The organism is Mesorhizobium sp. M0052 (assembly GCF_040323255.1).
In the GTDB taxonomy this organism is placed as follows: domain Bacteria; phylum Pseudomonadota; class Alphaproteobacteria; order Rhizobiales; family Rhizobiaceae; genus Mesorhizobium.
Window position 1 is genome coordinate 238470 of the sequence record NZ_JAMYUS010000009.1, and the last position, 22565, is coordinate 261034.

At 61.8% G+C, this 22565-nt stretch carries 19 protein-coding genes and 4 pseudogenes; 4 read left to right on the forward strand and 19 right to left on the reverse strand.

Annotation, left to right across the window (positions count from 1 at the left end; genetic code table 11):
* Nucleotides 1-32: 32 nt before the first annotated feature.
* Nucleotides 33-245 (reverse strand): annotated as a pseudogene (locus NKJ77_RS15035) (adenylate/guanylate cyclase domain-containing protein); the annotation flags it as partial.
* A gap of 790 nt (nt 246-1035) precedes the next feature.
* Between NKJ77_RS15035 and NKJ77_RS15040 the strand changes: the two are divergent.
* Nucleotides 1036-1320, forward strand: coding sequence for a hypothetical protein (locus tag NKJ77_RS15040; RefSeq protein WP_023831320.1), 285 nt, complete (start codon nt 1036-1038; stop codon nt 1318-1320).
* A 41-nt stretch (nt 1321-1361) separates the two neighbouring features.
* Here the strand turns inward: NKJ77_RS15040 and NKJ77_RS15045 are convergent.
* The 14 genes and pseudogenes from NKJ77_RS15045 to NKJ77_RS15110 all read right to left on the reverse strand — a co-directional run.
* Nucleotides 1362-1664 (reverse strand): annotated as a pseudogene (locus tag NKJ77_RS15045) (IS5/IS1182 family transposase); the annotation flags it as partial.
* Nucleotides 1665-2907: 1243 nt separating this feature from the next.
* Nucleotides 2908-3201 (reverse strand): annotated as a pseudogene (locus tag NKJ77_RS15050) (Rieske 2Fe-2S domain-containing protein).
* 27 nt (nt 3202-3228) lie between these two features.
* Nucleotides 3229-4323 carry a fatty acid desaturase family protein gene (locus tag NKJ77_RS15055; protein ID WP_352535395.1) on the reverse strand — a complete coding sequence of 365 codons (1095 nt, stop codon included), beginning with the start codon at nt 4321-4323 and terminating at the stop codon, nt 3229-3231.
* Nucleotides 4324-4441: 118 nt separating this feature from the next.
* On the reverse strand, nt 4442-5617 hold the full coding sequence (locus NKJ77_RS15060) for an aldose 1-epimerase family protein (protein ID WP_023831322.1): 1176 nt from the start codon (nt 5615-5617) through the stop codon (nt 4442-4444).
* Nucleotides 5618-5627: 10 nt separating this feature from the next.
* Nucleotides 5628-6410 carry an ATP-binding cassette domain-containing protein gene (locus NKJ77_RS15065; RefSeq protein ID WP_023831323.1) on the reverse strand — a complete coding sequence of 261 codons (783 nt, stop codon included), beginning with the start codon at nt 6408-6410 and terminating at the stop codon, nt 5628-5630.
* Entirely contained in the window at nt 6407-7426 is a 1020-nt protein-coding gene (locus tag NKJ77_RS15070; RefSeq protein WP_023685253.1) for an ABC transporter permease, read from the reverse strand. The genes NKJ77_RS15065 and NKJ77_RS15070 overlap by 4 nt, the downstream gene beginning before the upstream one ends.
* Before the next feature lie 46 nt (nt 7427-7472).
* Nucleotides 7473-8414, reverse strand: coding sequence for a sugar ABC transporter substrate-binding protein (locus tag NKJ77_RS15075; RefSeq protein ID WP_023831324.1), 942 nt, complete (start codon nt 8412-8414; stop codon nt 7473-7475).
* 55 nt (nt 8415-8469) lie between these two features.
* Nucleotides 8470-9384, reverse strand: a complete 915-nt coding sequence (locus NKJ77_RS15080) for a sugar phosphate isomerase/epimerase family protein (protein WP_023831325.1) — start codon at nt 9382-9384, stop codon at nt 8470-8472.
* Nucleotides 9381-10505 carry a Gfo/Idh/MocA family protein gene (locus NKJ77_RS15085; RefSeq protein ID WP_352535396.1) on the reverse strand — a complete coding sequence of 375 codons (1125 nt, stop codon included), beginning with the start codon at nt 10503-10505 and terminating at the stop codon, nt 9381-9383. The genes NKJ77_RS15080 and NKJ77_RS15085 overlap by 4 nt, the downstream gene beginning before the upstream one ends.
* 35 nt (nt 10506-10540) lie before the next feature.
* Nucleotides 10541-11602: an ABC transporter ATP-binding protein gene (locus NKJ77_RS15090; protein ID WP_023831326.1), complete on the reverse strand. Its 1062-nt coding sequence runs from the start codon at nt 11600-11602 to the stop codon at nt 10541-10543.
* A 1-nt stretch (nt 11603) separates the two neighbouring features.
* A complete protein-coding gene (locus NKJ77_RS15095) occupies nt 11604-12695 on the reverse strand; it encodes an ABC transporter ATP-binding protein (RefSeq protein ID WP_352535397.1) in 1092 nt (363 codons plus the stop codon).
* On the reverse strand, nt 12692-13648 hold the full coding sequence (locus tag NKJ77_RS15100; RefSeq protein WP_352535398.1) for a carbohydrate ABC transporter permease: 957 nt from the start codon (nt 13646-13648) through the stop codon (nt 12692-12694). Before NKJ77_RS15100 ends, NKJ77_RS15095 begins: the two co-directional genes overlap by 4 nt.
* Entirely contained in the window at nt 13645-14505 is an 861-nt protein-coding gene (locus NKJ77_RS15105) for a carbohydrate ABC transporter permease (RefSeq protein ID WP_023669474.1), read from the reverse strand. The genes NKJ77_RS15100 and NKJ77_RS15105 overlap by 4 nt, the downstream gene beginning before the upstream one ends.
* Before the next feature lie 81 nt (nt 14506-14586).
* Complete coding sequence (locus tag NKJ77_RS15110) at nt 14587-16200, reverse strand: extracellular solute-binding protein (RefSeq protein WP_352535399.1); 1614 nt, start codon at nt 16198-16200, stop codon at nt 14587-14589.
* A 355-nt stretch (nt 16201-16555) separates the two neighbouring features.
* On the opposite strand from NKJ77_RS15110, the gene NKJ77_RS15115 reads away from it, so the two are divergent.
* The 3 genes and pseudogenes from NKJ77_RS15115 to NKJ77_RS15125 form a co-directional block, all read left to right on the forward strand.
* Nucleotides 16556-17584: a LacI family DNA-binding transcriptional regulator gene (locus NKJ77_RS15115; RefSeq protein ID WP_023669472.1), complete on the forward strand. Its 1029-nt coding sequence runs from the start codon at nt 16556-16558 to the stop codon at nt 17582-17584.
* 419 nt (nt 17585-18003) lie between these two features.
* A complete protein-coding gene (locus NKJ77_RS15120) occupies nt 18004-18894 on the forward strand; it encodes an adenylate/guanylate cyclase domain-containing protein (protein WP_023705650.1) in 891 nt (296 codons plus the stop codon).
* A 67-nt stretch (nt 18895-18961) separates the two neighbouring features.
* A pseudogene (locus tag NKJ77_RS15125) lies at nt 18962-19063 on the forward strand (CsbD family protein); the annotation flags it as partial.
* A gap of 322 nt (nt 19064-19385) precedes the next feature.
* On the opposite strand, the gene ligD reads toward NKJ77_RS15125, so the two are convergent.
* The 4 genes from ligD to NKJ77_RS32400 all read right to left on the reverse strand — a co-directional run bounded on the left by ligD (nt 19386) and on the right by NKJ77_RS32400 (nt 22561).
* A complete protein-coding gene (ligD, locus tag NKJ77_RS15135) occupies nt 19386-21155 on the reverse strand; it encodes a DNA ligase D (protein ID WP_352535400.1) in 1770 nt (589 codons plus the stop codon).
* Between the two features lie 96 nt (nt 21156-21251).
* A complete protein-coding gene (locus NKJ77_RS15140) occupies nt 21252-21611 on the reverse strand; it encodes a DUF4112 domain-containing protein (RefSeq protein ID WP_050589886.1) in 360 nt (119 codons plus the stop codon).
* Between the two features lie 57 nt (nt 21612-21668).
* On the reverse strand, nt 21669-22163 hold the full coding sequence (locus tag NKJ77_RS15145) for a YidB family protein (RefSeq protein WP_352535401.1): 495 nt from the start codon (nt 22161-22163) through the stop codon (nt 21669-21671).
* Nucleotides 22085-22561: a DUF6894 family protein gene (locus NKJ77_RS32400; RefSeq protein WP_502902084.1), complete on the reverse strand. Its 477-nt coding sequence runs from the start codon at nt 22559-22561 to the stop codon at nt 22085-22087. The genes NKJ77_RS15145 and NKJ77_RS32400 overlap by 79 nt, the downstream gene beginning before the upstream one ends.
* Between the last annotated feature and the right edge of the window lie 4 nt (nt 22562-22565).

Here is a 22565-nt window from a genome sequence, read left to right on the forward strand (position 1 = left end):
AATACTTATAATCGGCGGCTTCGAAGCCGCTACGCCCGGGCAACCCGGATACCCTCGGCGATGTTGACGCCATTACCCATCAGGTCGCCATCGTGCTCCTGCACGACGTCACCCAGGTGAATGCTAATCCGGAACTCAATGTGACGATCATCGGGCACCCCGGCATTGCGCTTAGCAATAGCGTTTTGACGCGCGTAGCGGACTACTTCCACAACGCTGCTGGACTCGACGAGGCTCCCATCACCGCGATAGACAGACGCGAGCGTTGCCTGCCGGTCGCCTGGACTGCCCCCCCGCGCTCCCGCCCCACACAGGATGCCGGCAAGCAGACGCTGAGCCAGGCGCCTCATCTCGGCTCGGGTGGAAATTGGCTACAGTGACGGACACAAGCCTGCTTTGCCACTTACTCGACGCTGCTGAGGAAGGCAGCTTTGCCGCTGTCGCACGAGACTGCGAAGTTGTTTCCCCTTCGTGGCCCGACGCGTCGCAGCTCTCACAATATCCGAATTCTTGAAGGGCCCCGATATTCCCGAACTGGACGGCCGATGTTGCGGGCCAAAGAGCGTTAAAAACGAGGCGCCCGGACCAATCACATTGCCGAGACAGAATTTGCGCTGTCCGGGAATAAAACGCCGCTTGCCGTGGTCCTCCATGCATAAGCTGCTGATTGCCTTGAAGGAACACCACACTGCAAACCTACACTTTGACGAGCACGACGGGGTCGGTCGGCGCACTCCAGGACCTCTGGAAGGCGAGAGGTCCGCCGCCTGCGGCCGGCTGCACCCAAGTACACTGCCTTGGAACGTCGCCTCAGGGCATACCTTTGTTATCAGCGATTGCCCGTCGGCCAAGGCACCGGTTTTGAAATTCGCTTGATGGCGTCCCTGCCCTTCCCGTTCGACTCCGTCGAGTCCTTGTGTGTCAATTTGTTGCGACGAGAGCTAGGGTTCAGACTCAATCAACCTATAGGGCTGATCTTGCCTTCAGTTCCGAGAAGGCACATTCTCTGCGTATCGGGCGGTCTCGTGAGGATCAATGTTCAAGAAAATAGTTCAGAGAGTGCCAGTTGGCGCCGCTGACCCGGTAAGCGACCTGATTGGTCTGATCGACTTGATCGAAATGGAGTTGGGGCTCTGGGCGGGTGGCAAAAGCGTGCGCAACCGTCTCTCCGAGGTCATCAGTGAAATTCGCCGATCCGAAGGTGTCGCGAGCCAGGAGAGTGTGAGCGTTTTGCTCGATGTTATCGAACGACTGGGTAATATTGAGCGGTTTTTGTCCGACAATGGTTTTGAGACTGGCTCTGAAACTTCCAACGGTTGACGCTTCGAACTCTGCTTGTACGACGAGAAGAGCGTGATCGGTCAGACCCAGAATGCGATGAGCGTTGCGAGTGCGACGGCGGAGAGAAAATTCCTTGCGAGCTTGTCGTAGCGGGTTGCGATGCGGCGGAAATCCTTGAGCCTGCAGAAGGCAGCTTCGATACGCCATCGGCCCTTGTATCGGGTCTCATCGTAGCTGATCGTCGCCTTGCGGTTTGATCGTCCCGGGATTACTGCCTGCGCCCCTTCAGACTTCAGGTGCTTGCGCAAGGCGTTGGCATCGTAGCCTTTGTCGGCGATCAGGCATCGCACGGGTCCGGCGGCATCCAGCAGCGGCTTGGCCATCGTGATCGGGATCGGGACAATTGAGAGGCGAAAGCTGTGACAACGAAAAGCCCGCCACCGAGAGCCAGACCAGAAAACTCATATTTTAGCACCTGCGAAACAAAGCTCACTATTCCGCGTTGAGGCTCGTCGAACAACGGAGCTTCACGAATGGATCCGGCAACTGCAGCTGTGATGATTTTGCTTTCTTGCAGTCCCGCCCAGGGAGTCTGCAAGCCACTCGATACATCACCGTCCATGTTCGGATCCCTTGACACATGCCAGTTGGCGTTAGCCGTGAGGCTCGAGGGCGCTCCCAACGGGGAGATCGTGGGGCGATGCAGTTCGATCGACCCCTCCGCTACAGGTTCCGTTCCAGCCGGGTACAGCACGATTGTCGTCACGCGGGGCACAGGGGCGGGTGCGGTGAGCAGTCGCTACATCGTGCCACACAAAAACTGAAGCCAGCCACCGTGAGGCAGCGGGCTATTCATTCTCGACCGGACATTTATAGGCCTTGCCCTCCCTCCATGAAGCCATACTCGGCATCGTTGGCTTCGCGCTCGTCGTCCGCTTCGCCATAGTCGTCGCCGCCCCTGTCATCGATCCCGGTGACTTCGATGCCACCGGCCAGACAGGGTTCGAGATCCGGGTCGCTCTACGAAGTCGAGCAGCTACATCAGGCGTTCTTCATCTTCGATCGAGCGACGGACCGCCATGTCCGAAAGGCAGAGGTTCGTGGCTGGATAGCGAAGAATCGCACACTTTCCTTCATTCGCATGGTTCGCAGAGATTAGCATTATCGCCTACTCTCATCTCGTCCGGCGTCGTCTCCCTCAAAGCAGCGCCGGTAAGGCTCGGCGCCCTTCTTGGTTTCTCACCGTATGTCAAAAGGAGGTCGCCGGGCCTTGCCAGGCCCCGCTGCTCATCGCTTGCGGGGTGTCCTGATGACTGAGCTTGGCCCCGTGGCCTAACGGCCCAAACCAAACGTTCCGAAAAGCTTTCCCAGGCTGGCGACAGCCGAAGGGCTGCAGAAGAGGGATCGTCAGACCGCTCCTGGCGCACCACAGCGACACCACCAAGCTGTAAGTCAGGTCCGTCGGCCCTGCTGATGAGTGCCCTTGGACAGATGGATTGCGTTTGCCACGAAAAAGGAATCGTACCGGCCCGTTCTCAGCACGTCAGCCGGAACGGGCCATGAGCAGAAGCAGCCGACTAGCTAAAATCGCAAGACGACCGAAGGACCACGTCGGCGATAGCACCGTCAGATCTGGATCATCACGTTGCCGGCCTCGCTTCTCACCGGATAGATCGCGAGATTGACGCAGACCGGCGCGCCCTGGCCTGGCCGGTGTTGTAATTGAAGCGGCCATTGTGCTTCGGACATCGATGACGTCGTCGATCACCAGCTTTCGGCTAGATGCGCCTTCTCATGCGTCCAATATCCGTCGGTGGCGAAGAACTCGTCATCGGGCGAGCGGCAAACCGCGAGGATCGAAGCAGATGACATCCTCTTGGAGATGTCGTCCACCGCGCACGCTTCAATCCAGTCAGCCATCTCCGGCTCCGGCAAAATTCGCTATCGCTATTCAGCGGCCGCCGACATATCCACCTGGTGAAATTCGCCGCGATAGGGTCTGGCTGTCGGCGGCAATTTCCGCTTGAGATAGAAATCCTCATATTTCAGCTGTCGAAGCAGCACCGGCCAGACCTCGCGATAGGCATGCCACATCGACGGGTTCGCCACCGGCAGGTCGTGCTTGATCAGCTCGTGCAGTCTTGGCAGCGCATGATAGGGCACCATCGGGAACATATGGTGTTCGACATGGTAGTTCATGTTCCAGTAGATGAAGCGGCTGACCGGGTTCATGTAGACGGTGCGCGTGTTCAGCCGGTGGTCGACGACATTGTCGGCCAAGCCGATATGCTGCAGCAACCCTGTCAGCACCATGTGCCAGCTGCCATAGAGGCGCGGCAGGCCGATCAGCACCAGCGGCAGCAGCGACCACGTGAACAACGCCAGCCCGACTGTCGCCGCATAGATGGCGACATGCCAGCGCGCAGCGATCACCGCCTTGTGCTGCTCCATCTCGGGGATATAGCTCTTCTCTTCATCGGACAGCTTGCCGAACGCCTGGCGCACCAGCGCCGGCAGCGAATAGCGGAAATCGAGAATACCGGTGAAGGCGAGCGCCGCCCGCAGCAGATCTGGGGGGCGCATGACGGCGATTTCGGCATCGCGGCCGACGATGATGGTATCGGTGTGATGGCGGGCATGGCTCCAGCGCCATTGCACTGGGTTGCGCATCAGCATGAAGCTTGAGATCTGGTAGACGACATCGTTCATCCAGCGCGTCCGGAACGCGGTGCCGTGGCCGCATTCGTGCCAGCGCGAGTCGCTCGACGAGCCGTAAAGCACGCCATAGACGAACAGGAACGGCACCACCCACCACGTGCCCCAGAACCATACGATGCCGGCGGCCGACACCAGGATCGCCGCGACCCAGATGATCGTGTCGCGGATTGCCGGCCCGTCGGAGCGTTGCATCAACTCCTTGATCGCCTTGCGCGGGACATCGGTGTGATACCATTCGGCCGAAGCCAATCCGGTCTCGATGGCGCGCTTGGTGCTTTCACCGACCAGGCTGTAGTCACGCTTCCTGCTTGCCGTCATCGTCATCTCCGCTTTCCCGCCTGCTCTCCGCAAGGGCCGCCTGGGGCCGGCCGGGCCGCGCCTGCTTCCGTATTCCGGCGCACTTCCCGCCCGCCGCGGCAACCGATCGTGCGTTTCAAGCCGGTCACGCCTGCAGTCTCGCAAAAGCGCCCGACGGCGCAGGGTAATCCTGTTGCGGCTGCCGGGCGATCGACGCTATCCTCGCTTCCGCTTGGGCGATCTGGCCGGCACCGTCGAGCACCCGGAACACGGCGTCATAGGAGCGGCTTTCGCCATGGTCCAGCCAGATCATCTCGCCCCGTTCCCGCGCGGCGAGATTGCCCAGAACATGATGCGTCGAGGGTTCGATCCCCAACGCATATAGGCCGGCCTGGAAGTTCTGCCACTGATACGTGCATGGCAGCTGATCCTTGCGGGTAACGACCTCGAAGCCGAGGCCCAGGTGGTCATTGACGACGGCCACCGGCACCTCGCCCGCCGCATCGGCGCCAAGCTCGTGCTCCCAGACCTGCTCGCTGAATCCGAGTTGCGGCGCCGGCACGGTTCGGTAGCCGACCTTCTGCGCCTCGTAGCGTTCGCCGGCGTGCGCCGCCCAGACGACATCCCGGATCGGCGCCAGGTAACGCGAACCCTCGTCGAGCAGGGGATGGCTGACGTTGACGTGATAGAAATACATGTGCGGCGTGCGGCTGAAACCATGATTGACGACGCGGTCCGACAGCCGGATCTCGGTGCCGCCGACATCGGCCTCGATGCGGCGCAGCAAATGGAGATCCTCGCCGAACACGGTTGCCTGCTGGACGATGCCTTCCGCCCACAGCACGCAGCGGTCGCCGTCCCAGGCCTCGCCGTAGCCGGTCAGCCGCGCCGGCACGGTGCCGATGCGGCCATGCAGCGAGTGCAATACCCGCTTGCGCCCCGGATACTTGTAGCTTTCGGCCGGCACGTCTTGCCGGCCCAGTATATGGTCGAGGCCGCAGGTGACGAGCAGCCCCGAAAACGACCGGCCAAAGGCGAAACCGTCCTCCCCTTCATGCTCGTGCAGTCCGGGGTGGCGAAAGCCACTCGGCGAATGCCAGCCGATCGCCTGGCCCCGGAAGTCGCAATCGGCGATATCGAGCGCCCGGTCGACCAGCGCCGTGAAGCGCAGGCCGGAGCCGGTGCGGAACTCGAGCATCCGGATGCCGCGCTCCACGCCGTCGCCGAGCGTCATCAGCCGCACGCCGGCAAACTGCGACAGCATGCCGGACCGCTCGGCCACCTGCCTTCGCGACAGCGTCTTGCCGTAAAGCTCTACCATGCGACGTCCTTCACTTTGCCCTCGCCTCCTTGAGCAAGGCCGACATGTCGGCGCCGGTGATGATGCTTTCCACCGTCAACAGGTCGGTGTCGGCGACCGTCTGTTCCGCGACGATTTCGCCGCGGCGCATGACGATGATGCGGTCGGCGACCTGAAACACGTGGTGGATGTTGTGGGTGATGAGCAGCACCGAGTGGCCGGCGTCGCGCACCTCCTTGACGAAGCGCAGCACGCCGTGGGTTTCCTCGACGCCAAGATTGTTGGTCGGCTCGTCGAGTATGATCACCTTGGCGGCGAACTGCATGGCGCGCGAGATCGCGATCGATTGCCGCTCACCGCCCGAGAGGGTGCTCACCAGCGCATCTGCATCGAGCTTTTTCGAAATGCCGACCCGCTTCAGCAGCGCCGAGGCGGCGTTGCGAAGCTTGGCGAGATCGAGCGGCGCGAACACGCCGAGCCAGCCGAAATTGACCGGCTCCCGGCCCAGGAAAAGATTGCGCGCGATGCTGAGGTCCGGCGCGAGCGATGTGTCTTGATGGATGGTCTCGATGCCGAGGTCCATCGCGTCGCGCGTCGAGCGGATCGATGCCTTCTCGCCGCGCACGAAGATGTCGCCGTGGTCGGCCGGGAAGACGCCGGAGATCGCTTTGATCAGCGTCGATTTCCCGGCGCCATTGTCGCCGAGCAGGGCAACCACCTCGCCTTCGTTGAGGGTGAACGAGGCGCTCTTCAGCGCACGCACGTTGCCGAAGGACTTTTGCAGGTCTTGCAGACGCAGCACTTCCATCGTCAGCTCCTTGCGGCGTTCTTCTGCAGCAAAGCGTGCAGGATGAGCATGGCGAGGATGATGACGCCGACGAAGATGTTGTATGCCAAGCCCGGCACGCCGATCAGCACGATGCCGTTGCGGATGGCGCGCAGCATCAGCGCGCCGACGATGGTGCCGAGGATGGTGCCGCGCCCGCCAGTGAGCGCCGTGCCGCCGACCACCACCATGGCGATCACTTCGAGTTCGTAGCCGGTGCCGGCCACCGGCGAGGCGGCCGAAATCCGGAACGCGCTGATCATGCCGGCCAGCCCGGCCACCACCGAGGTCAGGATGAACAGCCAGATCTTGACCGCGTCGGCCGGCACGCCGCGCGCCACCGCTGCGTTGCGGTTGCTGCCGATCGCGCTGATCCAGTTGCCGAGCTTGGCGTAGCGCAGGATGTAAATCGCCAGCAGCGACAGGCCGATGAACCACCAGAGCGAGGTGTAGAACCGGAACGAGCCTACATTGAAGCTGCCGGCAAGCAGCGTGACGAAGAAGCCGGGCTGGTCCCACGACTTCAGGGGGAATCCCTGCGTGATGTAGAGCGCCGCGCCGCGCACGACGAGCAGCATCGACAGCGTGACCAGGAACGAGGAAATGCCGATCTTGGTGACGATCAGCCCGTTGATGGCGCCGATCGCGATGCACAGCACAAGCCCGGCCAGGAGGGCGACGCCGATGTCGATACCGCCATTCTGCACCAGCAGCATCACCACGACGGGCGCAAGGCCGAACACGGCGCCGACCGACAGATCGAACTCGCCCGCCGTCAGCAGCAGCGTCATGCCGAGAGCGATGATGCCGAGCTCGGGCAGGAACGCCATCATGTTGGATATGTTGAGCGGCGACAGGAAGTTGCCGTCGGCGATGGCGAACACCACGAGCAGCACGATGAGGATGATGAGCGAGGAGAATTGCGGCGAGCGCAGCAGCGCAGACCTGCCCTTCGCTCGCTGCGTGTCGTCGTCTGCTGTGATTGCCATATCTGTCAGGACCATGCGTTTCGTCCGGCGCCCGCCATTTCGCGGCGGGCGCCGATTGTCGTCACTTATTGTAGAGTTTCAGGATCGGCTCGACGCTCGAGGCGTCGTAGAGGCTGAATGTGTGAATGTCGTAGCCGATCGGCTCGCCAGAGGCCGCAAGCCCGAGCAGCGCCACCGGCATGAAGCCCTGCGCCGACGGGTACTGCCAGGCCGCAGCATTGACGAAGCCGGACTTGACCGCCTCGGCCGTCTCCTTTGAGTTGCCCCAGCCGACGACCGGGACCTTGCCGGCCGACACACCGGCCCCGTCGAAGACGCGTTTGATGCTTGCTGCCACGGAATCGCCCAGTGCAATGATTGCCGGCGGATTGTTGGCGACCATGTAGTCGGTCATCTTGGCGATGATGCCGGCCGGGTCGGTGCCGCAATCGACCACGTCGTACTTGATGCCGAGCGGATCGAAGACGCTGGCGATGCCCTCGGTCTCGAGCTGCTGGTAGCTGGCGCCCGGCACTTCGACCGGCAGGAACACCTTGTCGCCCTGCTTCACCATCTTGTGGTCGACGAGATACTTGGCCCAGATGACGCCCGCTTCCCTGAGGTCGGCCCCGACATAGGCCTGCCGCCCGGTCGCCGGATCGTCGGTGTTGAAGAACACGATCGGTATGCCGGCGGCCTTGGCGGCCTTCACCTCCTCCGTCCACAGGCCGGGCTGAGCCGAGGTGGTGGCGATGCCGTCCGGCTTGGCGGCGAGCGCCGAGTTGAAAGCCTCCTTCTGCGCCGCCATGTCGCCGCCGCTGAACGAGATCTTGCAGGTCACCTTGAGCTGGTCGCAGGCCTTGGTCGCGCCGGCATTCCAGTCGATCCAGAACGCGTCCGAAGGGCCACCATGCGACAGCAGATAGAAGGTCTTCTGGCCGTCCTGCGCGAATGCCGGCAGGCTCATGGAGACCCCGGCTACCAGCGTTGCCGCGGCAGCCACTTTCAATGCGAATTTCAACATTCATTCCTCCCTTGGTTGGAGTTGCGCCGCCATGCGCCGGCGGCGCAACCGGCGCTCACAGGCCGTTGGCGCGGAACTTCCCGTCGAGGAATTTCTTCGCGCGCGGCACGTCGTCTTCCGAGAGATGCTCGATGATGACCGGGATGTTTGGGTGCTTTTCCGCCAGCCGCTGCAGATAGAGATCGTAATTCAGCGATCCCAGCCCGGGCGCCGGCAGCTCGATTTCGCCGACACCGCGGAAGGTGTGGCTTTCCAGCGCGTCCTCGTCGCCGATATCGGCGTGTTTCTCGGACTTGTCGCCGCCAGAACGCTTGACGTCCTTGGCATGCGCGATCTTGATCTTGTCGGTCAGCGTATCGAACACCTGGTTGAGGATCTGGTCCATCCTGTCGATGTTGTGGGTTTCGAAATAGTTGGTCGGATCCATCAGCAGGCCGAGGCCGGGATGGTCGACGTGGGCGAACATCTTCACCGTCTCCTCGACCGAACCGACGACATTGTTGACGTAGGTCTCGAGCAGGAAGACCGCGCCGTGGTCATAGGCGGTCTGGGCAAGCTCGGCGATCACCTTGCGGCATTCCTCGAATCCTTCCTCGGTCTTGTTCTTCGGGTGATGCACCCAGTCGGATTCGGTGTTGTAGGTACCGGTCTCGGAGATCACGTAGGGCGAGCCGAAGGCGCGCGCATTGCGGATGATCTCCTTGAGATAGCCGACGCGCTTGTCGCGCTCGGCCTTGTCGGGATGGATGATGTTGGTGTAGCCCGACACGCAGCAGATCGGCAGGTTGTTGTCGCGGAAGACGTCGCGCACCTGCTTGGCCTTTTCCTCAGTGATCTGCCCGGCCGACAGATCGATATCCCTGAAATGCAGGTCGAGCTGCACCGTGTTGAAACCGAGCCCGCGGATCTTCTTTGCCGTCTCTTCGAGGCCGTACGGGAAATAGCCCGTGAAAATACCTGCCTGCATCATGATGTGAACTCCTCCCTAAGCGATTCAGTTGGCTGATTTATCGAGATTTCGGAAAGCTTGACGGTGCGGCCCTCGTCGATCGAGCGGTAGCCGGCCTCGACCAGCGCCATCGTCTTGACGTTGTCGGCCACCGATAATGCCGGCGGCGCACCGGTCTTCACCGCGTGCTGCAATTGCTCCATGACGCCGATGAAGGCATGCGGGAACCACATCGTGTCCCAGCTCGGGCTGACCCACTTGCCATCCGTCGTCTCGGTCGACGCATAAGTCAGCGTCGAGGCCACGCCTTTCGGCCAGCCGATCGTGCCTTTGGCGACACCCTTAGTGCCGTCGACGCGCCAGTTGATGTGCTGGTCGTCCTCATAGCCCTCCTGGCGCGGTCCGGACCAGACATCCTCCAGCGACACGGCGAGCACGCCGGAGGGAAAGCGCAGCGTCGACACGGTGATGCCGTCGGTATGCTCGAATGTGGTGCGCGGGTCCTTGCGTGTCAGCGTGGTGATTTCCGAGGGATCGCCGAACAGGAAGCGCAGCACGTCCAGATGATGCACGCTCATATTGGCGAGCGTCAGCCGGTCGTAGTCCTGAAGGAAAGTCTGCCAGTGCGGGATCGCATGCATGTCGATCTGCGCGAAGACGATGTCGCCCAGCGCGCCGCCGTCGATGATCTGCTTCAGCACGCGCATCGACTGGTCGTAGCGCATGTTCTGGTTGACCGAGAGGATCTTGCCTGACTTTGCGACTTCGTCGCGCAGCTTCACGGCTTCATCGACCGACAGCGCCAGTGGCTTCTGCGCCAGGATCGCCTTGATGTGAGGCTGCTTCAGCGCATGGCGGATCAGCGCCGGCTGCAGATCGGGTGGAAAGGCAAGGTCGACGATCTCGACCTCAGAATCCTCGATCAGCTGTTCCGGCGTGTCGTGGACGGTCGGGATGTCCCAACGCGCGGCGACCTTCTGCGCATTGGAACGGGTCCGCGAGGCGATCGCCACCACGTTGAACCCCGCTTCGCGATAGGCTGCCAGATGGCACTCGGCCATGATCATGCCAGCGCCGATGCAGCCGATACGGTATTCTTTCGTGCGGACCTTCACGTCCGGCTCGAAGCCTTCGCTCGCCATGTCTTCCTCCCGAAATTCTGTTTTCGCAGCCGCGATCATCTCGCCAACGCGCCTCCGTCCTGCCCGAAATAATGCACCCGGGCCGGCTCGCAGGATATCGCTACCACGGCATCCGGCCTGATGTCGGGCTGGCCGCGCAGCAGCGCCTTCAGCCGCGCCTCTCCGGCGGCGAGCGTTACCACCGTGTAGCCGCCAAGCGGCTCGACCTCGAACACGCGTGCCGGGCGGCCAACGCCCCCGTCGACCCAGGGCCGGACCTTGATGTCCTCCGGCCTCAGCCCGATTTCGATCGCGTCGGCCGGAGCAGCGCGATCGTCGATGCTGACCGCGCCTTCGGCGGCCTCGATGCCACCGTCGCCGCGCACGGATTTGAGGATGTTCATGACAGGCGAACCAAGCAGTCGCGCCACATAGGTGTTCGCCGGGCGGTCGTAGATCTCGGACGGGGCGCCGATCTGCCGGATCCTGCCATTCTCCAGAATGGCGATGCGGTCGGCGATCGACATCGCCTCTTCCTGGTCATGGGTGACGTAGATCAGCGTCTTGCCGAGTTCGCGCTGGATGCGCTTGAGCTCGACGCGCGTTTCCTCGCGCAGCCGCGCATCGAGCGCAGAGATCGGGTCGTCCATCAGATAGGCGTTCGGGTCGCGCACCAGGGCGCGGGCTATGGCCACGCGCTGCCGCTCGCCACCGGAAAGCTGCGCCGGCGGCTTATGCAGGATATGGCCGATGTGGAGCTTGGCGGCCACGTCGGCGACACGCTTCTCGATCTGGGCCTCGGCGACCTTGCGCTCGACCAGCGGGAAACGCACATTGTCGCGCGCGCTCATATGGGGGAACAGCGCCAGGTTCTGGAACACCATGGCGACATTGCGCTCGGCCGGCGAGACGGTGTTGACCGGTTTGCCGCCGATCAGGATCTCTCCGGCATCAGGCGTCTCCAGCCCGAGCACGAGGCGCAGGATTGTCGATTTGCCCGCCAGCGGCGGCCCGAAGAAGCAGAAGAATTCGTTGTCATTGACGGTGAACGAGGCGTCGTCGACGGCGAGCGTCGTGCCGTAGCGCTTGCTGACATTGCGAAAGACGATATCGGCCACGTCAACCTGCCTTCATCGCAATGCCGCTGCGGGCATCGAAGACACGCACGGACGATGCCACGGGGGCGACGACGGCAAGCTCGCCGATCGACAGTCCGACATTATTGTCGAACACCGCCTTCACGGCGGTCTCGCCATCGCCGAGATGGACGACGGTCCTCGCGCCGATCCGCTCGACGAAGCTCACCCGCATGGCGAGGCCCTGCTCGCTCTGCACCAGCGACACCTGTTCGGGCCGGAAGCCGTAAAGCACCTCGGAGCGCGATCCGCGCAAGGTGGCGGCCAGCTCATCCGGCAGCGTCGGCGTGACCCCCAGCGGCCCGAGATCGACCACCAGGCCCCGATCGCTCTCCGCCGGCCTCCCCCTCAGCAGGTTCATGCCCGGGGCGCCGATGAAGCGTGCGACGAAGACGTTGGCCGGATTGTTGTAGACTTCCAGCGGCGTTCCCACCTGCTGCAGCACGCCGTGATCCATGACGGCAATGCGGTCGGCCATGGTCATGGCCTCGAGCTGGTCATGGGTGACGTAGACCATCGTCTGCCTGAACTGGCGCTGCAGCTGCTTGAGCTCGGTCCGCATCACCGCCCGGAAGGCGGCGTCGACATTGGACAGCGGCTCGTCGAGCAGAAAGATCGCCGGCTCCATGATTGCCGAGCGCCCGATCGCCACCCGCTGCAGGATGTTGACCGAGAGCCGGTCGGCCTTGCGGTCGAGCAGCGGCGTCAACTGCAGCAGCTCGGCGGTGGCGCCGACGCGGCGGTCGATCTCAGCTTTCGCCGCACCGCGCATCCGCGGCCCATAGGCAAGGTTCTGGCGCACCGTCATGTGGGTGAAGATGGCGTAGTTCTGGAAAACGAAGCCGACGCCGCGGCGGCCCATGGGCACGCCGGCCATGTCGCGCTCGCCAAACAGGATCTTGCCGCTGGTCGGCTCTTCCATGCCGGCGATCATGTTCATCGTCGTCGACTTGCCGCAGCCCGAAGGCCCGAGCAGCGCCATGAACTCGCCATCGGCGACATCGAGATCCATGGTCTTCAGCGCCGTGAACTCGCCAAAGGTCTTGACCAGGTTGCGCAACTGGATCGCGCTCATGCCGGCACCAGCCTTGCCCGCGCCATGCGCTTCATGGCGAATACGGCCACGATCGAAAGCACGACCAGGATGGCCAGCGCGATCGCCGCCACATAGCCCCAGATCAGGTCCTGCGTCGTGACCTTGTAGATGTAGACGGAGATCGTCTCCGTGGCGACGCCGGGGCCGCCGCCGGTCATGATGTAGAGCGTGTCGAAGATCTTGAAGTTCTCGATGACGCGGATCGCCAGCGCGATGATGATGATCGTCTTCATCTTCGGCAGCACGATGGTGACGAAGCGCTGCCACGGGTTGGCGCCGAGCAGGGTCGCCGCCTTGATCTGGTCCTGCGGCACGCCGACCAGGCCGGCAAGCAGGATCAGGAACATCAGCGGCGTCCACTGCCAGATATCGGCGATGATCACCGCGATCAGCGCCAGTGTGGGGTCAGACAGCCAGGCGATGGTGACGCGGGAACCGCTGAGTGCCGACAGGATGTCGTTCAGCGGCCCGCCCGACTGGAACAGCATGAAGAACATGTAGCCGGCCACCGCCGGAACCACCATCATCGGCATCAGCAGGATCGAATAGAAGATCCGCTTGCCCGGAAAATCGTCCGCGAACAGCGTCGCCAATGCCAGGCCAAGCAGGAATTCGACGGGCACGCACAAGACCATGACGATGGCCGTGCGCCTCAGCGCGCTCCAGAAGCGCGCATCGGCGGCAAGGTCGGTGTAGTTGGCGAAGCTGTTCCACATCTCCCATGCGTTCCACCAGCCCAGGCCGGATAGCGGCGACCAGTCGGTGACGCTGATGTAGAGCTGCATCAGCAGCGGGAAGACGGAGATGAAGAGCACCAGGATCTGCGCCGGCAGCGTCAGCCGGAATCCCAGCCGCGCTCCCTCGTCCCGCAGCGCGGGCTTGCCAAGCGCGGCCTTTGCGTCCTTCGAGACAGTCACGGTCACCGCGCTCATTGCTTGAGCGCGCCGAACGTCAGCCCGCGCACCAGATGGCGCTGGATGGCAATGCCCATGATGACCGGCGGCACCGCGGCGATAAGACCGAGCGCGGCCTTGGCCCCATAGAGTTGACCGGTCATCGAGGAGGACAGCGAGGCCATGTAGACGGGGATCGTCACCCATTCGCGCGTCGTCAGCAGCAGCGCGATCAGATAGTCCGACCAGTTGAGGATGAAGACGAAGAGGGCGGCGCTGGCCAGCGGTGCGCGCATCATCGGCAGCGTGATGCGCGTGAAGACGCGCAGCCGCGAACAACCTTCGACAAGCGCCGCTTCCTCGATCTCGCGCGGCATGTCGTCGAAGAAGGTCTTCATGAGCCAGAAAGCGAACGGCAGGGTGACGATGCCGTAGATCAGGGCCAGGCCAAACCAGCTGTCGGTGAAGTTCAGGAAGGCCCACATGATCATGACCGGGATCATCACCGCCATTGGCGGAAACAGCCTGAGCTGGATCAGCGCCAGCGGCAGGTTCTGGCCGGAGCCGAAACGCGACAGCCCGTAGGCCGCAGCCGTGCCCGCCGACATTGCGATCGCCGTGCCGAACACCGAAGACAGCAGCGACGACAGGATCGGCTTCAGCGCGGTGCGGTCGAGCGCCACGATCAGATTGTTGTTGGACTCGCCGAAGACGAACTGGAAATTGCCGAGCGTCGGGTTCTTCGGCCACCATGTCAGGTCGGCGCCGGTCGCCGACCATTCGGCGATCGGCTTGAAGGCCATCGACACCATCCACAGGATCGGTACCAGCGTCACCGCCATCGCCGCGAAGATCGCGGCGTAGCGGAATATCTCGAAGGGGACGGAACGCTTCATCTGGCTGCTTTGCTGGTGGCGTTGACTGCGGCGGGGAGGAACAGATGCTCCTCCCCTCCAGCGCTGATCCAGGGAGACGGATCAGCTGATCGGGTCGAGAACCGTCGGCCAGGCCTCCTTGTTCGTCCTGATGGCTTCGAGCAATTTGTCCTCGCCGATGCGGCGGGCGATCTTCTTCCACTCCGCTTCCGTGTCGGCCATCGCCTGTTCCGCTGTCTTGGCCTTGGTCAGCGACGCCATCAGATTTTCGTCCAATGCGTTGTGGAAGGCGGTGGCGCCGGGATAGTTGATCGTCGGCACCGTGCGGGCAACGGTCTCGCGCACCACGTCGATGTGGTAGGCGTGGTAGGTCTGGCGCACCAGCGGATCGGAGAAATCCGAGAGCCGGAACGGATCGAGATAGCCGCCCGGATTGGCGCTCATCCAGGCATAGATGCGGGCGGAGCCCAGCCACTGCAGCAAAAGGTAGGCGACCTCCTGGTTTTTCGACTGCGACGAGACCATGCCGGTCAGCGAGAACCACAGCACGGAACGGCTGATCAGCTTGCCGTCGACTTCGCGGCCGGGCGGCAGCATCGAGCCGATCTTGCCGGTGACGGCAGAATCTTTGTTGCCGGCATTGTCGAGGAATTTCGGCAGGTTCGAGAAGGCGCAGGTCATCGCCGCGCCGCCCTTGGCGAAATTTCCATACTGCTCCGGCCAGCCCCAGGAGATCGCGTCCGGCGAGTGATGAACCAGCGAGCCGACATATTCGTTGGTGGCGGCAATGCCGTGCTCGGAATTGATCAGCGGCTTGCCGTCGTCGCCGAACAGGAACTGGTTGGGCGATGCCATCGAGACATAGCGCTGATACCAGTTGGTGTAGCCCCAGCCCTGGTTGCGCAGGTCGGTGGAGCCGAACAGGCCCTTGTCGGGCCGCTGGAAGAAGCCCGCGATGTCACTGTGCTGCTTCCAGGTCTTCGGCGGCGCCAGATCGTAGCCGAATTTGTCCTTGAACGCCTTCTGCTCGGCAGCGTCGCCGAACAGGTCGGTGCGGTAGACCCAGGTCTGGAAGTCGCCGTCCAGCGACACGCCATAGTTGGACCCGCGATATTTGTTGAGCAGCGACACGCCCTTGGCGCCGTCGACATAGCCGGTCTTGGGATCGTCCCATTCGGGCTTGTACTGGGCGACGAAGTCGTCGAGCTTGGCGATGCCGCCGGTCTCGGCAAGGTCGCCGAGGCGGTTCCATTCCGTCGAGTAGATGTCATAGGCCCCACCCTTGGTGGAGATGTCCTGCATCGTCTTGGTGAATTCCTGGCCGTTCGGCAGGCCGACGATCTCGATCTGGATGCCGGTCTCCTTTTCCCACAGCTCCTTGATCGACGGCGCACCCGCAGGGAAAGGCTGTGTGAGTTGGCCAATCGAGCCATCCGACAGGCCAAGCACGATCTTGGCCGGTGCCTTGCCAGCTCCCCTCAAGGCCTTGGCCGCCTCAACGGCACGGCCTTCCGGCGTGTCGGCGCCATATTGATAGCGCTCTGCGCCCTCGAAACCGGTGGGGCCGCCGACCATGCCTGGCGCCAGCGCGTCGGCCGCAACGGCACGGCCGGGACGGATGAATTGCGGTGCGATACCGGCCGCAGCCACGAACGCCGCGGCCTTTCCTCCGGACGCCAACAAGCCGCGTCGCGATATGCGGATCAGATCAGACATTGGAATTCCTCCCTCAGGGCCGATGTTTCCTCCACGAGCCCATTGAGGGATATTGACGGCAGCACCGGAAGGCTGTCAACATCATAAATACTCAAAATACATCGTAACACCGCAACCGCGGAGAAAATACGTCATGCAAAGGTCGACACACGGGCTCAATGCCTCGATTTGATGGGAAATCTGCCTTTCTGGCACGCGACTATCACGCCGGGCGACGCGATTTAGCCCAACCTCCTTGCGCATCGGCTAAGGCTCGATACATCATTTCCCATCAGAATCGCTGATGGCTGGCAGCTGTGGCCGTCGGACGGGCTAGCGGCATTGTGCGATCTGATGCATTGAGGAGATGAAGACGGTGCGTTCGACCTTGACTGACATAGCCCGGGAAGCCGGCGTTTCCGCCGCCACCGTCGACCGCGTGCTGAACAACAGGCCCGGTGTGCGGGCGCGCACGCGTGAGATCGTGCTCGAAATGGCGCAGCGCCTCGGCTACATCGCGGAGGGCCCGAACGGAGCGCCGCCCAGGCCCTCACCTGGAGAGGTCATCCGTCTCGACTTCGCTCTGCCGGCCGGCACCAATTCCTTCATCAAGATGCTGCATCGACACATCGAAGCGCAGGCCCTAGCGCGCCCCGATCTCGACGTCCACATCGCCACCATAGAGGGCTTCAACCCCGACCGGCTCGCCCGCCTGCTGCAAGAATTGCGTGGACAGACACAAGGCGTCGGCGTGATCGCGCTGGATCATCCAACGGTGCGCGAGGCGATCCGCTCGCTGTCAGCCAATGACGTCAAGGTGGTGACCATCGCCTCCGACATCCTGCATGTTCCGAGAGTGGCCTATATCGGCATAGACAACCGCGCCGCGGGGCGGCTGGCCGGCTATCTGCTTAACCGCTTCATGGGATCGGAACGCCCAAGCAAGGTGGCGCTGTTCGCCGGCTCGCTGTCCTATCGCGGCCATGAGGAACGCGAGATGGGATTCCGGCACATCTTGACCGAGGAGTCGCCCAATCTCAAGATCGTCGAGATGCGCGAAATGCTGGATGACCGAGAGAAGGCTTATTCGGAAGCATCAGCGCTTCTGGACCGGCACCCCGATCTTGCCGCGATCTACAATGTCGGCGCCGGCAACACCGGCATCGCTCGGGCGCTCAAGGAGCGTGGACGCGCCAAAGACATTCTCTTTCTCGGCCACGAGGTGACAGACGGCACCAAGGAACTTTTGTTGGATGGGACGCTCGATGCGGTCATAGATCAAAATCCGCGCGTCGAGGCGCGGGAAGCGCTCAACATTTTAAGCCACTCCGTCAGGCACCTGAACTATGAACCGCATCAACCACGACTTCAGGTCATCTTCAAAGAGAATATACCTGAAATCTGATCAATGGATCCGTGATCTTATCGCAAAGCACAGCGTTGGCGTCGCCACCGGTCACAAATACGAACGAGAGCCCGAATGATCTCGTCAAAGCCGCCGATCTGGCACTATTCCGTGCGAAGTCGGAGGGACGAGATCGGGTCGTGGTTGATGGTGCATGAGAAGGCCGTCGCCCGTTGCACCTCGGTCAGCCTTTCCGAACCTAAAAAGACCAAGTCCACTCATAGCACCGAGGTCGCGAACGATTGGGGCGAAGACGGTTCTGGATGTCGCCGGCACGAAGCCGACGAATGGCATACGCCCGTCCGTCCGCCACGATCACCTGAAGCATCGCCCCGATCAAAGGCGCTCGAGCAGATATGTTGCAGGCGACCTCGTGTGTTACACACGCACGCTGAGTTTTCGGGTCGGACACGAGATCGATGGATCAGGAGACGCTTCTTGCCGCAGTCCTCTTAGCTGATGTCGTGGGCAGCACGCCGCTGTATGAGCGGATCGGAGACGATGCCGCTCTACAGCAGGTCTCGGATTGCCTGGACACAATGCGCGAGATTGTCGCCAAGCACCGTGGTGATTTCATTTACTCGAAAGGCGATGACATACTCAGCCTCTTCGAGAGCCCGGAAATGGCGCTGAGGGCCGTCTGCCAAATTACCCATCAACTGACTAAAGGGCCGTTGAGCGCCCGTATCGGATTGCATTTCGGGGCGGTCATTCGCGCGCGGGGCGCGATATTCGGTGACGTTGTCAATGTCACCGCAAGGTTGTCCACCACGGCGAACCCCGGAGAGGTGCTGATCAGCCAGAGCTTCTGCGAAGCCCTTTCCCCGAGAAGCCGCAAGGGCCTGCGGCTCCTCGACAAAATGGCCTTGAAAGGGAAGCAAGAGTTCTTCGATGTCTATACCCTGTGGAGCGACGATGGGGCCCCCGGTACGCAGATCACCAGCCATGGCGCCACTACAGATAGACGCTCGGTCCTGCCGCGGCAGATTCATCTGGTCATCCGCTACAGAGATCAGCTGCGATCCTGTCGAAACGGCGAATCCGTGACAATCGGCAGATCGGCGGAATGCGATATCATCGTCGAGCGGCCCTGGGTATCGAGGCGCCACGCCGCCTTCACCATATTGAATGGCAGAGCTCGGCTTCTCGAACGAAGCTCTTCGGGCACATTTGTTTCCATGGGACTCGGCCATGAAGTATTCGTACGCCGTGAAGATATTGTCCTCTTCGGCTCCGGCGTCATCTCGCCTGGAGTGAAGTCGGCACTCGACGAAGCCCAGCTTCTTCACTACGAAATTGTCTCGGATTGACCCGGCCCGGCTACTAGCTCGACCGGTTTCGAGCTGGTTCGCTGGCGCCCTCAATGTCGCGCTGTATCACCGCGATCAGCTGGAAGGCAAGATTCAGGAGCGCTACGGCATTGAGAAGGACCGCGCTCAGCGCGACATCGATGACTGGTATGGCCGGCAAGGCTGGTAGGTCGCCGGTTCCAAACTGAACTTGAAAAAGGGCTCCGAGAGTACGTTTTTGCCGCGTTTCCTGTCACCTTTTCGTGAGTCTCACGACAAGAGCGCTCACCGAGAGACGTGGAACCGCCAAAGGTGCCCGTCGTTATCTGGTTCTCGAAATTACATTGGGGGATTAGTTGGACAGAGACGACGCCTCAGCGATCGCAACTGGAGTTAGCGGGCTCGACTACATTCTTCGTGGCGGCTACGCCAGGAACCGCTCCCATCTCATCGAAGGGAAGCCGAACGCGAGGCAAGAAAACGGGCTGATATCGGCTGATGGTCGCGACGCATCACGCGGCTTTTCGACGAGCGGGTCTGAAAGGCTGCGCGAACGTGAAAACGTCTGGCCGGATGCCCGCCTCGACTTGCTTCCATGTGACCGGGTGGGCAATTGGGAAGCCGGGCCGCGCTCGCGGGGAAAAAGCGCCTATTGCGGTATTGCCCCGTCCGTTGCGCAGGTAGTCGAGAAAGATCCGGCCTCCTCGGGCTGCGGGGTCAGCTGACAACAGGTATCGGTCAGGATCGGTATCAACCAGACGGTGGGCGAGCGACTTGGCCAGTTTCCGGGCGCTGTCATGGGTCATCTTCGCAACGAGCGGTGCCATCAAGTGGATGCCTTTGCCGCCAGTGACCTTTGGCCAGCTCTCCAAGCCTGCCGCTTCCAAGATGCCCCGTAGCGCCAGCGTGGCCTCGATCACAGCGTCCCATGGGACGCCTTCTCCGGGATCGAGGTCGAGGACGAGCCGGTCCGCATGTTCGATGTCGTCAATCGTCGCGTTCCAAGGATGAAGCTCAACGGCATCCATCTCGACCAAGCCAAGCAGACCATCCATGTCATCTATCCATACCCGAATGCCTTCGCCGCCTTCGCGCTTTTGAACGCGGAGCTGGTGCACGGACGCCGGTATCCGAGGTAGCGGTCCCTTGTGATAGAAGGTTGCGCCGGAGGCGTGGCGGACCATCTTCAGCGGTCGCCGAACCAGATGAACTAGAGCTTGATCAGCGACCCGCCGCCAATAGTCTGCCAGCTCTTCCTTGGAAGGTGCAACCGCATCGGGTAGCAGCTGGAGAATGTTCTCGCGCGGGACGCCGTGTTGGCCTTCCGACCTCCGCTTGGACGGCGATGGAGGCTTGGGCGGGATTGCCTTAAGGTCCTCGCGGAGTCCCTTGAAGACCGCCTCACGCAAGATGCCCCGGTCCGACACGCCACTGAATTGCACCTCGGCGAGAACGTCTGGTTTGACCCATGTTGCCTTGGGCTTTTTGATCGGCTCCGACAGCGGTGACTTGGCGACTACGAGCGGATTAAGCCGTTCCCTAACGCGCCGGGCTGCGTCCAGCGTATAGCCGGTCTGGGCCTTCCCGGCATAAAGCAGCCGGTCGCCCTCTCGCCTGCCGATGTACAACGATGCGATGCGGCGTGGCTGCGCGCCAAGTTTCTCGACGAAAGCCACGATTGGAAAAGTGTCGCTCTTGACACATTTGACCTTGACCCAACTGGTCTGGACGCCCGAGCGGTAGTGAGCATCCGCTCGCTTGGATACGATTCCCTCTATGCCCATCCGGCAGGCATGGTCGAACATATCCTTGCCGTTCACCTCCAGATGCTCGGCATAAGTCAGGGTTGGCTCGGTTTCGGTCAGCAGCTTCTTCAGCGCAGCCTTGCGCTTCACTAACGGTTGTTCCCGTAGATCACGGCCATCGAGGTACAGGAGGTCGAAAGCGTAGAGAGTCATCCGCAGTGAACTTGGGTTGCCCAGCTCACGTTCCAGGGCTTGATAGTCCGGCAGGCCGGTGTCGCCCAGGACGACAGCTTCACCATCGATGATAGCGGATTTGACCGGCAGGCTTGCCGCGACCTGAACAATCCTCTTGTAACGGTGGGACCAATCGTAGCCGCGACGCGTGAATGCTCGCGCCTTTCCGCCTTCAACGACCAGCTGCGTCCTGTAGCCGTCATATTTGATCTCGTGAAGCCAATCTCCACCTTCGGGAGCTTTCTCGACCAGTGTGGGCGATTGGAACTCGATGAACGAAAGCCGGTCAATGGCACTGGTCATATGCTCGCGACTCCAGGAATCGCGACTCAAGCCCCAGCGCCCCTGTCGGTTCCGAGCCTTTTAGAAGAATTGCATCGCGACGATTGGTTATCCGCCTCACCTGTTGATGTGACGGCGCAGCAGTCTGATGTTGCGATTGTTCGCCTTAAAATAGACGTCGAAGATCGAGCCGAGAATTGGAACACTTCCTACGAGCGTATCCAGCAGCACGTTGCCTAGCATGCGGGCGACCAAGCCGTTTCCGGCACCGACGTTTCGAGCTCGCAAGACGATGTAGGCCGAGACAATGCCCGTCGCCGCATCTCCGAGTACGGGGACCAGACCTACGAGCGCATCCAGTCCAAAACGAATTGATGTGCCTGGAATGCGCCAGCGGGAATCGAGTAGCGCGGCCAATAGATCCAACTCGGCAAGTACGTTTACTGTATGACCACCGTGACCGCCCTGCCCGATCATGCCAACTCGCGCGCTCCAGTACGATTTAGTATCTCTCCCTGATGGATAGCCGTCACCTTAGATATCGCTTTGACCGCCTGAATTCGCTTGCGTCCTGTGCGATGGCACGCCGTCGAGCAAGGCCGTCTCACCGGAGCTTTTCGGCGCCTCAACGGGCAATTCACCAGTAGGCGTCATTTTGCTGATGGCCTCAGGCAAATCTCGCGTGATCCGACTTATGAGTTCCTCGCGCGAAAGGCCGGTCTGCATCGAGAGGGAAGTCAGGGTGTCTTCGTCTATGGCTGCTTCTACCTCGCTTGGCTGGATCGGCTCGTTCGGCCCGGTGCCTACCCACGAATCGACCTTCGATCCGGCGCCTGCCCCTCTGAACCGGTCGAGAATATCGCCAAGCGCGGTCCCCGAAACGCCCTTTGAAAGCTGATCCAGAATCCCGCCTTGCGGGTCATTTGGGTTGCGATCACCCGCTCTACGGATCATGTCGCCGATCTTGTCGCGATTTTGGTATGCCAGGACGCCGAGCATCGCGATCGCCAATTTCCCCAGATTTGCCATTGGTACCTCCACTGTTCAATGGACAAGGGCTCAACATCACAAAAGTTCCGACGGCGACGATCTAATTGAATAAGGCGGGGCGTGTCGACACAGACGTGAGCGGTGCTGCCTAACCGGCTTGTTTCCGTTTGCGGTGCGGCTTCGGCCTCGCAGACGTTGATCGTGCAAAGCTCGTTGCCTGCCTGATCGCGCATGCGCACTAACCATCCGGTCATATCGTCATCGCCCAGATCAGCCAACAGGCCGATTACGCAACGGATCGCTTCGGCGCGAGCGGCCTCAAAACTTGGCGTCTCGGCAGGCGGAACCTGGCGAGCCTGGTCGGCGTCGCGATAGTAGAACGTATAAGCGAGATGGATCCCACGCGCTGCCTTAGAGTATGGAACTACCACCCTCATCCTT